The sequence below is a fragment of the Kosakonia arachidis genome (genome assembly GCF_900116535.1).
GTDB classification, from domain to species: domain Bacteria; phylum Pseudomonadota; class Gammaproteobacteria; order Enterobacterales; family Enterobacteriaceae; genus Kosakonia; species Kosakonia arachidis.
Genome location: NZ_FPAU01000005.1, coordinates 24,976 through 37,667, shown reverse-complemented (window position 1 = coordinate 37,667; position 12,692 = coordinate 24,976). Strand labels below are relative to the sequence as shown.

Below are 12,692 nucleotides of genomic sequence, written 5' to 3'. Positions count from 1 at the left end.
CTGGATAAAATGCAACTTGCGAAGGTGTTAACGAAAACATAATGTGTTGTGAACTATATACCTGTTACAGGTGAGACGGTTGATTAGAATACCTAAGGACATTATTTGTTAATAACATAATAGGTTGAAAGCTTTTTCAATGTAAAAGAATACCCCTCCAGAAAATATTAAAAATTACCAGAGAAAACGTATCAGTCATGTAAATGAGGCGAGAAAATAACTTTGTAGGCGGCTGAATATGTATATCATTTCACTGGGCAATGACTTTGTAATGGGCATGGATTTACTGCTCAAAACGATTAATCCTTGCCCAATGCATACGCAATAAGCCGTACTCACAAAATGATTCAGGTCGTCTGGTGCAACGCCGCTACAATGTACCAGGATATTCTGTGGGTACTTTTCGTAATGTATTCACGCCAGAAAAGGCGATCAGAAATCATAGGCATTGATGATCTTCATTAATTTCTCATCGTTTTTGTACTTTTCCCGTAACGTTTTAAGCTGAGCCACAGCCTTGCCGCAGGTAGCTTCAAGGCTGGCATCCAGCTCTTTTTGCCGTTGCTCATCGAGATCGCTGTCCTGTTCGCTGGCAAAATGTTCGCACTGCTCGGCAAGCACGCGGAAATCACTGACATCTTTCGGTAATGGCGCTGAGGCGAAAGCGGTGTTGAAGTAAAAAATGGTGGCGACGATAAAAAGTGAGCGTTTCATCGATTGTTGTCTGTCGGTTTTTGAAGCGCCTATGTTACTCCTGAACGCCCTGAGTGATAAATCACTGTTGTGACCGGTATTGGTTATTTTTCGCCCGAACAATATTGAGGGAGCTACATTGCATGTCTCCGTTCAGCCTTTAAATACAACGCTGCGGAAGTCGCGTCACTGGTGCGTATTACCATGAAGGAGATCGGTGAGTAACATTCATGGAAATCACCGAATAACAAAACGCGTCAAAAGTGATCTCCATGAATGTTATTCAGCGATCCCGTCAACTGTTATTACCCGATCTCGATAGATGTTATTGGACGATCTCCATTCGTGAAAATATGCAACCGTCAGGACGGCCACTACTGGGAAAAGACAGTTACACTGAATGTGCTACAGTTTCGTGAAGTGATATACAGGCAGATCAACGGATAGGGAAAAGGTTAAAAAAATCCCCGACGACCACATCAGGGATTTATATATAAAAGACAGCACAGAGAGGGGGTTGTGCTATATCACTCTTTGACATCTTTTCCGGCGAGCAGTTTATCCAATTCATCGCCGCCAACATGACGGAAATCTTGTCCCTTCACGAAGTAGAAGATGTATTCGCAGATATTCTGGCAGCGGTCACCGATACGTTCGATGGAACGGGCGCAGAACAGTGCGGTCAGGACACTCGGAATAGTACGGGGATCTTCCATCATGTACGTCATTAACTGACGAACGATGCCTTCGTATTCCTGATCCACTTTTTTATCTTCGCGATAGATCCGTACCGCTTCGTCCAGATCCATACGGGCGAAAGCGTCCAGCACATCATGCAGCATCTGCACGGTGTGACGGCCCAACGATTCCAGGCTCACCAGTAGCGGCTGATGCTGGTGAGAGAACTTCTCAAGTGCAGTACGGCAGATTTTGTCTGCCACATCGCCAATACGTTCCAGCTCGGCAATGGTTTTGATGATCGCCATAACCAGACGTAAATCGCTCGCCGTTGGCTGGCGTTTTGCAATGATGCGCACACAGGCTTCATCGATGGCGACTTCCATCATATTGACCTGTTTGTCGCCTTCAACAACTCGCCTGGCCAGATCACTGTCCTGATTGTGCATGGCGGTGATCGCATCAGAAAGCTGCTGCTCCACCATCCCACCCATGGTCATTACCTGAGTGCGGATACTTTCCAGCTCAGCGTTGAACTGCGCGGAAATATGTTTGTTAAGGTTGAGATTGTCCATGGTGCACTCCAAATGCCCGACAGATTTCACGTGGTAACAGGTAACAAGGTCGCTTATACCCTCTGGGTGCAGCAAATCAACCATAGCGCCCGGTAATGTAGTCTTCCGTTTGCTTCTTCTTCGGCTTCGTGAACAGATCATCTGTGTTGCTGAACTCAATCAACTCACCGAGATACATAAACGCCGTATGATCGGAGCAACGTGCAGCCTGCTGCATATTGTGCGTCACGATAACCACGGTGTAATCCTGTTTCAGTTCCGTGATCAACTCTTCGATACGACCGGTAGATATTGGGTCAAGGGCTGAACAGGGTTCATCGAGCAGCAGAACTTCCGGGCGAATTGCGATACCACGGGCGATGCACAGACGCTGCTGCTGGCCACCGGAGAGAGAGTATCCGCTCTGGTGCAGTTTATCCTTGGTTTCGTTCCATAATGCAGCCTTGGTTAAAGCCCACTGTACGCGCTCATCCATATCCGGACGCGACAGCTTCTCAAACAGGCGCACACCAAAGGCGATATTGTCGTAAATCGACATCGGGAACGGCGTCGGTTTCTGGAATACCATCCCCACTTTCGCACGCAGCAGCGCGATATCCTGCGTATTGGTAAGAATGTTGTCGCCATCCAGCAGGATCTCACCTTCGGCTCTCTGCTCAGGGTAAAGCTCAAACATTTTGTTAAAAGTACGCAGCAGCGTTGATTTACCGCAGCCTGAGGGCCCGATAAACGCCGTCACCTGATTTTTGGCAATATCCAGGCTGATGTTTTTCAGTGCATGGAATTTGCCGTAATAGAAGTTCAAATCACGAACTTGAATTTTGCCCGGCGTCGTATCAACCATACTCATTTATCTTTTTCCTCAACTCGACGCCGCTTTCGCCGCGTCGCAAAAATTAACCGTGTTTACTCTTCGCGAAAATGACGCGCGCCAGAATATTCAACAGCAATACGCAGAGCGTGATAATCAGAACCCCGGCCCAGGCCAGTTGCTGCCATTCGGCAAACGGGCTCATGGCAAATTTGAAAATGGTCACCGGCAGGTTAGCGATAGGCTGCATCATATCGGTGCTCCAGAACTGATTAGAGAGCGCGGTAAACAACAGCGGCGCCGTTTCCCCGGCGATACGCGCCACGGCCAGCAGCACTCCGGTCATAATCCCGGAAACAGACGCTTTCAGCGTAATAGAAGAAATCATCTTCCACTTCGGCGTACCCAGCGCATACGCCGCTTCACGCAGGCTGTCCGGCACCAGTTTCAGCATATTTTCCGTGGTACGAATAACAATTGGCACCTGCAACAGCGCCAGCGCAATCACGCCCGCCCAGCCAGAGAAGTGCTGCATATGCGCGACGACAAGGGTGTAGACGAACAGACCCACCACAATCGACGGAGCAGAAAGCAGAATGTCATTGATAAAACGGATAACTTCAGCCAGCAGAGATTTCCGTCCATACTCCGCCAGATAGATCCCCGCCATGATACCGAGCGGCGTACCAACAACGGTCGACCACAGGATCAAAAGGCCACTACCTGCCAGGGCGTTCGCCAGACCACCACCTGCCGTGTTTGGCGGCGGCGTCATTTCAGTAAACATCGCCAGTGACATCCCGTCAAAGCCGCGTGTTACGGTAGATAGCAGGATCCAGACCAGCCAGAAAAGACCAAACGCCATGGTCGCCATCGACAATGTCAGCGCAATGCGGTTTTTCAGACGGCGCTTAGCCTGCATTTTACGGCGCGATTCAGCCAGCTTTGCGATGCTTTGCATTTCGAGCGTAGCCATCAACGTGCCCCCTCGTTTTTCGCCAGGCGCATGATCATAAACTTAGAGATAGCCAGTACGATAAAGGTGATCACAAACAGAATCAGACCCAACTCCATTAATGCAGCAACATGCAGACCGGATTCCGCTTCGGCAAATTCGTTCGCCAGCGCAGAGGTAATACTGTTACCCGGCATAAACAGCGAAGCGCTGTCGAGTTGGTAGGTGTTACCGATGATAAAGGTCACCGCCATGGTTTCACCCAGCGCGCGCCCCAGCCCCAACATCACGCCGCCAATCACCCCGTTTTTGGTAAATGGCAGCACAATGCGCCAGATAACTTCCCAGGTGGTGCAGCCAATACCGTAGGCCGACTCTTTCATCATCACCGGCGTTTGTTCGAATACATCGCGCATTACTGACGCAATATAAGGAATAATCATAATGGCGAGAATAACCCCGGCCGCCAGGATCCCAATACCAAATGCCGGGCCAGAGAACAGCGCGCCGACAAACGGGATGTTAGAAAGTACGTTACCCACCGGTTCCTGAAAGTAAGTCGCGAACAAAGGAGCAAAAATAAACAACCCCCACATGCCGTACACGATACTTGGAATCGCAGCCAGTAATTCAATGGCGATACCCAGTGGGCGCTTCAGCCAGTTCGGCGACAGTTCTGTCAGAAACAGGGCAATACCGAAACTCACCGGAACGGCGATCAGCAGAGCGATGACAGAGGTAACGATCGTCCCGTAAATAGGCACCAGCGCGCCGTAAATATCATTGGGCGCATCCCACTCTTTGGTCCACAGGAATGAAAAACCAAACTTCTGAATGCTTGGCCATGAGGAGAAAATCAGCGACACGATGATGCCACTCAACAGCAATAGCACAATCAGCGCAGCCAGTCTTACCAGCGCGCCGAAAATCATGTCACCTTTTTTACCCGGAGGATTAAATGCCGGCTTGGTTGCAGCCATAAGTTACTCTTCAGTTTAACGTCTTACGAATTTGCCCGGTAATGCTTACGCAGCCAGGCCTACAGAGGATCTGTAAGGCGGATGGTGTAAGCGCCATCCGCCATATTCCAAAAAAACCGTTGTTAGTACAGTGCCTTACCGCTGCTGTCTTTCACATTGGTTTTCCATGCAGCACGAACTTGTTCAACGACGCTATCCGGCAGGGTTGCGTAATCAAGGTCGTTAGCCTGTTTGCCACCTTTTTTGTACGCCCAGTCAAAGAATTTCAGGACTTCAGCACCTTGCTCCGGCTTAGCCTGCTCTTTGTGGACCAGAATAAAGGTGGTTGAGGTGATCGGCCACACATCAGCACCTTTCTGGTTGGTCAGGTCCTGGGCGAAGGATTTGCTCCAGTCGATATTTTTAGCCGCATTGGAGAAACTCTGCTCAGTCGGGCTTACAGCCTTACCATCCGCAGACAGCAGCTTGGTATAGGTCAGGTTGTTCTGCTTAGCGTAGGCATATTCAACATAACCGATTGAACCCGGCAGACGCTGAACAAATGCCGCGATACCGTCGTTACCTTTACCACCCAGACCGGTCGGCCAGTTAACCGTTGAGCCGGAACCCACTTTGGATTTCCACTCTTCGTTCACTTTTGCCAGGTAGCTGGTGAAGACAAATGATGTACCGGAACCGTCAGCACGGCGAACTACGGCGATGTTCTGCGAAGGCAGTTTAAGGCCTGGGTTGAGTTTAGCGATCGCTGCGTCATCCCATTTTTTAATATTACCCAGGTAGATGTCACCCAGGGTTTTACCGTCCAGCACCAGCTCACCGGATTTTATGCCCGGGACGTTGATAGCCAGCACGATACCGCCGATCACGGTCGGAAACTGGAACAGGCCTTCCTGAGCCAGTTTATCGTCAGCCAGAGGGGCATCAGATGCACCGAAATCCACAGTTTTAGCAGTAATTTGTTTTACGCCACCAGAAGAACCAATACCCTGGTAGTTGATCTTGTTACCCGTTTCTTTCTGGTAAGTATCAGCCCACTTGGCATACACCGGCGCCGGGAAAGTTGCGCCCGCACCAGTCAGGCTAGCTGCTGCATTAGCAGCAAAAGCACTCAGAGAAAAGGTCGCGGCGACAACAGTTGCGACAGTGGTACGCATAACGTTCATAATGTCTCCTGCAAAGATCGTAAATCGTTGTTTAGTGGCTACGACGAGCAAAATAGGACACTTTGATGACAGTTATATGTGATCATTGTTACTGTTTGATGACAGCAGGAAAATATCGTTATCGCATGATATAAAATAGATAGAAATCAAATTATTAATAAAAAACATCACAGTAAGATTTCAGTCATATTTTATTTTTGTGACAATGCAAACGTAGTTGAAACGAACGAGAATTCACAAAATAAAGTCAAAAAAAGAGGTTGCCCGCAGGCAACCTCTTTCGCATTAAATGTCAGTAAATGTTTACTCTACCGTTACTGATTTCGCCAGGTTACGCGGCTGATCAACGTCGGTGCCTTTAATCAGCGCAACATGATAGGCCAGCAATTGCAGCGGCACCGTATAGAAAATCGGCGCAATCACCTCTTCGACATGCGGCATATCAATAATGTGCATATTGTCGTTGCTGGTGAAACCCGCAGCCTGATCGGCGAACACATACAGTACGCCGCCACGGGCACGCACTTCTTCGATGTTGGATTTCAGTTTTTCCAGCAGTTCGTTGTTAGGCGCAACGACAATCACCGGCATATCCGCATCAATCAGCGCCAGCGGGCCATGCTTCAGCTCGCCTGCCGCATAGGCTTCGGCGTGAATGTAGGAGATCTCTTTCAATTTCAACGCGCCTTCCAGCGCGATCGGATACTGATCGCCACGCCCCAGGAACAGAGCATGATGCTTGTCGGAGAAATCCTCGGCCAGCGCTTCAATGCGTTTATCCTGCGACAGCATCTGTTCAATACGGCTCGGTAAAGCCTGCAACCCGTGAACGATATCATGCTCAATGGATGCATCGAGCCCTTTCAGGCGGCTCAGTTTCGCCACCAGCATCAGCAGAACGGTAAGCTGAGTGGTGAACGCTTTCGTGGAGGCAACACCGATTTCAGTACCGGCGTTGGTCATCATCGCCAGATCGGACTCACGCACCAGGGAGGAGCCCGGAACGTTACAAATCGCCAGCGACCCCAGATAACCCAGTTCTTTGGACAAACGCAGCGCCGCCAGCGTATCTGCCGTTTCACCGGATTGCGACAGGGTGATCATCAGGCTGTTACGACGCACAGCGGATTTGCGGTAGCGGAATTCAGAGGCGATTTCGACATCACACGGCACACCGGCCAGCGCCTCAAACCAGTAACGGGAAACCATACCGGAGTTGTAAGAGGTGCCACAGGCAACGATCTGAATATGTTCAACTTGCGATAACAGCACGTTGGCATTCTGACCCAGTTCGCTCAGATCCACCTCACCGTGGTTGATACGGCCGGTCAGCGTATTTTTAATCGCGTTCGGCTGTTCGTAGATCTCTTTTTGCATGTAGTGACGGTAGATACCTTTGTCGCCCGCATCATATTGCAGGCTGGATTCGATATCAGGACGTTTTACTTGCACGCCGGATTTGTCAAACACTGTCACGTTGCGGCGAGTCACTTCCGCTATATCGCCCTCTTCAAGGAAGATAAAGCGACGCGTTACTGGCAGTAATGCCAGTTGATCGGAGGCAATAAAGTTTTCACCCATGCCGAGACCAATGACCAGCGGGCTGCCAGAGCGAGCCGCAAGCAGAGTGCCGCTGTCACGGGTATCCATAATCACTGTGCCATAAGCGCCGCGTAATTGCGGAATAGCGCGCATAACCGCTTCACGCAGCGTGCCGCCCTGCTCAAGCTCCCAGTGAACGAGATGTGCGATAACCTCGGTATCCGTTTCAGAAACGAACACATAGCCACGCTCTTTTAACACTTCTCGCAGAGGCTCATAGTTTTCAATAATACCGTTATGTACAACCGCAATATGATCAGAAACATGCGGATGCGCGTTACCTTCTGACGGTTCACCGTGTGTTGCCCAACGGGTGTGCGCAATACCGGTTCCACCATGCAGCGGATGCTCTTCTGCGGCCTGGGCCAGCATCTGGACTTTACCAAGACGACGCAGACGGGTCATATGACCTTCTGCATCTACAACGGCCAGACCAGCAGAGTCATAGCCACGGTATTCCAGACGACGTAATCCCTCGAGAAGGATTTCTGCAACATCACGCTGCGCGACTGCGCCAACAATTCCACACATATTTTTCGATTCCGATTTAGGCGTTATGCCTTTTGTTGTCGGTCAACCTGCATTACCCCGAGCCTTGTAGAGAGTGGGGATATTTTTATAGGTACTGCCTGCCGGGTGGAGGAATTATCTTTCCCCTCACCCTAAAATCGTTATGAATACATTGCCGGATGGTGCTGCCCTTATCCGGGCTACTTCTTCTTAACCGGACGTATCCAGCCTTGTTTATTGATCTGCGGTACACGGCTGATAACCAGTTCATTTTCAGCAACATTGCGTGTTACTGTGGTACCCGCAGCGATAGTTACACCTTTCGCAACGGTAACCGGTGCCACTAGCTGCGTATCGGAGCCAACAAACACATCATCGCCAATAATGGTTTTGTGCTTGTTCGCACCATCGTAATTACAGGTGATAACACCCGCGCCAACATTCACGTTGTCACCAATTTCCGCATCACCCAGGTAAGTCAGGTGGCCTGCTTTAGAACCTTTGCCCAGACGTGCTTTTTTCATTTCCACGAAGTTGCCAACGTGCGCACCGGCAAGCAGTTCAGCGCCAGGACGCAAACGCGCAAATGGCCCGATGGTACAATCGGCTTCGAGTCGCGCATCTTCCACCACACTGTAGGGACTGATTTCACAGTCGTCACCGATGTCGCTGTTTTTCAGCACGCAACCTGCGCCAATCTTCACCCGATCGCCCAGTTTTACATTACCTTCAATGATGACGTTAGCATCGATCTCAACATCCCGCCCGTGCTGCAGTCTTCCGCGCAGATCGAAGCGCGCAGGATCACGCAGCATAACACCAGCCAGCAGCAGCTTTTCGGCTTGTTCAGCCTGATACGCACGCTCCAGCCGGGATAGCTGAAGACGGTTATTCACGCCTTCCACTTCACTCAGACGCTGCGGATGCACGGCGGTAATCTCACGGCCTTCATGCCAGGCAAGGCTGATGATATCCGTGATGTAATATTCACCCTGCGCATTATTGTTAGTCAGCTTGCTCAACCAGCGTTTCAGATCGCCGCCGTTGGCAATCAAAATACCCGTGTTGATCTCAGTAATCTTACGCTGTTCTTCAGTGGCATCTTTCTGTTCCACAATGCCTGTCACCGCACCGTTTTCACGCGTGATACGCCCATAACCCGTCGGGTCTTCGAGCACCACCGTTAGCAGACCGATACCACCCCGCGGTTTCACATCGCGCAGACGCTGCAACGTCTCCAGCGAGATAAGCGGAACATCGCCGTAGAGCATCAAAATATCTTCGTCGTCGGCAAAGAACGGCGCAGCCTGCTGCATCGCATGGCCGGTACCCAACTGTTCTGCCTGCAGGACCCAGTTAAGTTTGCTATCAGCGAGACGTTGTTTAAGCAAATCGCCACCGTGGCCATAAACCAGATGAACATTATCGGTGCCGAGAAGATTAGCAGTATCAATGACATGCTGAACCATTGCTTTCCCTGCAAGGGTATGCAGCACTTTGGGAATATCGGAATACATGCGTGTGCCTTTACCTGCGGCAAGGATCACCACACTCATTTTTGTGTTCAACATACGCGTCCTGACTGTCATTGGAGAAAGAAGTTAACCTCTTTCATATTGAAAATTCTACATATTTTGTAGCATGAAATGGAATGCTGGTGAAAAGCCCAACATCCATAGTTACTGCGCTTTTGCGGGCTATTTTACCGACAAAGCAACCTGGTTTGCCGCTAAAAAATCTCTCCATTTCTGTTTACCGCTAATTCATACAATACGTTAGCTGTTTTTTTTCATCATGAATAAAGATTGTAAAAAAACAAAACGCCGTTTTGATCATCGAGGATTGTGATACATAAAAAAGAAACGGCGTTTCATTCTGATAATAATGGCGGGCATTAATCAATCAGGAGAATAAAATGAATTATAAAATACCTCTGGATTTAACGGTTTGCAGCTCTCTTATCACTTTTCCGTCAGCAGCAGCAGTCTGGAAAGCAATCGCATTCGGCCAATCGACCGACGTGAACTTTTCATCGAATGTTTTGCCGGAAAAGATTGGCGTGAACGATGTCATTATTGACGGTAAAAAACTCTCCATAACAGATAGTGCCGATCTCTCCAGACCCGTTACTCTCGAAAGTTGCGGCGGTAAAATCGCTAACTCTCATGACGGACTGACGTTTTTTTATACCACTCTGCCGGGCAGCGAAAATTTCGTTTTACAGGCCACCGTGACTCAGGAAGGCGCTGGATTGCTGGTGCGTGACGTGATTGGCAAACCACGTCAGCAGCCGCTTAAAGAGGGTTATGAGGAATATCCTGCGGCGTCGAATATGGTGATGAATACCATCATGACCCAGGATAAAAAAGACAATTTTCGCGTGAAGATGCAGGCGATCTCCCGTGAAGGGATCACACAACCCTGGGGCAATACTGGCGCAGCAATTATGAAATAGAGCTAGCAGGAAGAGGTTGATCTGCGCCAGACGCCAACTTTTCGCCTCAAACTGGAGCGCACCAATGACGGTTTTATCACAGCCTGGGCTCCGCATGGCAGCGACCAATGGGTTAGCCGCAGTGTACCGCGCGCAGATCTGATCACTGTGCAGGATAAGGATCATTACTACGTCGGTTTCTTTGCCTCGCGTAATGCCAAAATCACCATCAGCGATGCTTCGTTAACCACTTCGATAGCACATACCGCAGTAACAAAACCCTGGCAAGCTAAACCGCTACCGGTCGTGCTGCAAATTGCCTCCCCTGCGCAAAGCACCAGCGACAGCTACACATTACAGGCCCGGGCCAGTTATGATGGCCTGTTCAGCACCCGACAGGACGAAGTGGTGATCGGTAATGAAAAACCGGTTAAAGCAGGGGAAATGTATAGCGTACCCGCCACACTGAATGGTAATGCCACGTTTGCAGTAACATTTACCCCCACCAACACCAGCAACAATATGCCTGTCAGCCAGCAGATTAAGGTAGAAAAAATTGCCGGCCCAACAACAGCAACGCTTTATGTCGCACCACAGGGTAAAAGCGAAGGTAAAGGCACGGCTGTGTCCCCGCTGGATCTAACCAGCGCGATTCGTTTACTGCCTCCGGGCGGCAAAATTGTGTTGCAAGCCGGAGATTACGCACAGACGGAGATCCCTCTTTCCGCCAGCGGGCTTCGCGATAATCAGAAAATGCTGCAAGCGGATGGAAAAGCCGTGATCCACGGTTTGCTGGTTGACGCCAGCTACTGGCATATCAAAGGCATAGAGGTGACTGAGAAAAGTTTGCGTATTCAGGGTAGCCATAACGTTATCGAAAAAGTGGTCGCATGGCGTAATGACGATACCGGTATTCAGATTTCATCGCCGGAAAAAATGGGCCGCGCATTGTGGGCGAGCAATAACCTCGTTGTCGATTCAGAATCCTGGGGGTAATGAGGATCCGGGGAAAATTAACGCTGATGGTTTTGCCGTGAAGATGCGCGTTGGCGGCGGCAATCGTCTGAAGCGTTGCTATTCGCACGACAATATTGATGATGGTTTTGACCTGTTTAACAAAATCGAGGATGGCGCAAATGGCGTTGTGGTGATCGAGGACTCTATTGCCAGCAACAATACCAGCAATGGTTTCAAACTGGGTGGAGAGGGGCAACCGGTCGCGCATCAGGTTCGTAACAACAAAGTGACAGGTAACCATCTGGATGGTTTCACAGACAACTTCACCCCAGGAAAACTGCGGGTTGAAAACAACATTGCAGTCGATAACCAACGCTTTAATTTCATCTTTCGACCGGGTCCATATGGCGATGCGTCAACGCAGGGCGTGTTTACGGGCAACATCTCTGTGCGCAGTCAACCGGGGAAATATGATGATGCAGTGGTGGGGAATGTGGATGCGACGAACTACTTTATCGTCGACGGTAAGAGCGTAAATCTGATGAAAAAAGAGCTGGATAGTAAACCATAAGTGATGCCAGATGGCGCTTCGCTTATCACACAACGGTAAGCACGGCGCCACTCAGCATATCAGCACATTAGTGGTTGAACGTACCGAAAGAGATGTTCATGTTGCTGAAAAGAGCGATGATTTTATTGATCAGTTTCATGATGGCGTCCTGATAAGTTAGAGTGTTTTCTGTGATTTACATCACAAAAGCAAGTTTACGCCTCATTTTTTAACCGATCAATATTTTTGTGACTAACATCACAAAATAATAAAACATATTTTTAGTTCAACTTTTCCTGAACCGCAGTCATAAAAAAAAGCCAGCCTGGAAACCAGACTGGCTTTTTAGGTTCAAGCCGGTGTTACATCGCTTTTTTGGTTAACTCGATAACACGCAGTTTCGCGATAGCTTTCGCCAGTTCCGCAGACGCCTGAGCGTAATCCACGTCACCGTGAGAAGATTTAATATGCTCTTCTGCTTTGCGTTTCGATTCCAGGGCTCGCGCTTCGTCGAGATCCTGACCACGAATAGCAGTATCAGCCAGAACGGTCACGTTGCCAGGCTGCACTTCAAGTATGCCGCCGGACAAATAGATAAACTCTTCATGACCGTGCTGTTTCACGATGCGGATCATACCAGGCTTAATGGCGGTGAGTAGCGGCGCGTGACCCGGGTAAATCCCCAGTTCACCTTCGCTACCCGTTACCTGGATTTTTTCGACCAGACCAGAGAACATTTGTAACTCTGCGCTGACGACATCCAGGTGGTAAGTCATTGCCATAT

At 49.6% G+C, this 12,692-nt stretch carries 9 protein-coding genes and 1 pseudogene; 1 reads left to right on the top strand and 9 read right to left on the bottom strand.

Annotation, left to right across the window (positions count from 1 at the left end):
• Positions 1–432: 432 nt before the first annotated feature.
• The 8 genes from BM427_RS18225 to glmU all read right to left on the bottom strand — a co-directional run bounded on the left by BM427_RS18225 (position 433) and on the right by glmU (position 9,538).
• Complete coding sequence (locus tag BM427_RS18225) at positions 433–714, bottom strand: hypothetical protein (RefSeq protein WP_090123914.1); 282 nt, start codon at positions 712–714, stop codon at positions 433–435.
• Positions 715–1,220: 506 nt separating this feature from the next.
• Positions 1,221–1,946, bottom strand: a complete 726-nt coding sequence (gene phoU / locus BM427_RS18220; protein ID WP_090124391.1) for a phosphate signaling complex protein PhoU — start codon at positions 1,944–1,946, stop codon at positions 1,221–1,223.
• Between the two features lie 76 nt (positions 1,947–2,022).
• Positions 2,023–2,796: a phosphate ABC transporter ATP-binding protein PstB gene (pstB, locus tag BM427_RS18215; protein WP_007369386.1), complete on the bottom strand. Its 774-nt coding sequence runs from the start codon at positions 2,794–2,796 to the stop codon at positions 2,023–2,025.
• A gap of 46 nt (positions 2,797–2,842) precedes the next feature.
• Entirely contained in the window at positions 2,843–3,733 is an 891-nt protein-coding gene (pstA, locus tag BM427_RS18210) for a phosphate ABC transporter permease PstA (RefSeq protein ID WP_090123912.1), read from the bottom strand.
• Positions 3,733–4,692, bottom strand: a complete 960-nt coding sequence (gene pstC, locus BM427_RS18205; RefSeq protein ID WP_090123910.1) for a phosphate ABC transporter permease PstC — start codon at positions 4,690–4,692, stop codon at positions 3,733–3,735. Before pstC ends, pstA begins: the two co-directional genes overlap by 1 nt.
• Positions 4,693–4,814: 122 nt before the next feature.
• A complete protein-coding gene (pstS, locus tag BM427_RS18200) occupies positions 4,815–5,855 on the bottom strand; it encodes a phosphate ABC transporter substrate-binding protein PstS (protein ID WP_090123908.1) in 1,041 nt (346 codons plus the stop codon).
• A gap of 303 nt (positions 5,856–6,158) precedes the next feature.
• Positions 6,159–7,988, bottom strand: coding sequence for a glutamine--fructose-6-phosphate transaminase (isomerizing) (gene glmS, locus BM427_RS18195; protein WP_090123907.1), 1,830 nt, complete (start codon positions 7,986–7,988; stop codon positions 6,159–6,161).
• A gap of 179 nt (positions 7,989–8,167) precedes the next feature.
• Positions 8,168–9,538 carry a bifunctional UDP-N-acetylglucosamine diphosphorylase/glucosamine-1-phosphate N-acetyltransferase GlmU gene (gene glmU, locus BM427_RS18190; protein ID WP_090123905.1) on the bottom strand — a complete coding sequence of 457 codons (1,371 nt, stop codon included), beginning with the start codon at positions 9,536–9,538 and terminating at the stop codon, positions 8,168–8,170.
• A gap of 344 nt (positions 9,539–9,882) precedes the next feature.
• Here glmU and BM427_RS18185 point away from each other — a divergent pair.
• A pseudogene (locus BM427_RS18185) lies at positions 9,883–11,929 on the top strand (right-handed parallel beta-helix repeat-containing protein).
• A gap of 341 nt (positions 11,930–12,270) precedes the next feature.
• Here BM427_RS18185 and BM427_RS18180 read toward each other — a convergent pair.
• Positions 12,271–12,690 carry a F0F1 ATP synthase subunit epsilon gene (locus tag BM427_RS18180; RefSeq protein ID WP_090123903.1) on the bottom strand — a complete coding sequence of 140 codons (420 nt, stop codon included), beginning with the start codon at positions 12,688–12,690 and terminating at the stop codon, positions 12,271–12,273.
• Between the last annotated feature and the right edge of the window lie 2 nt (positions 12,691–12,692).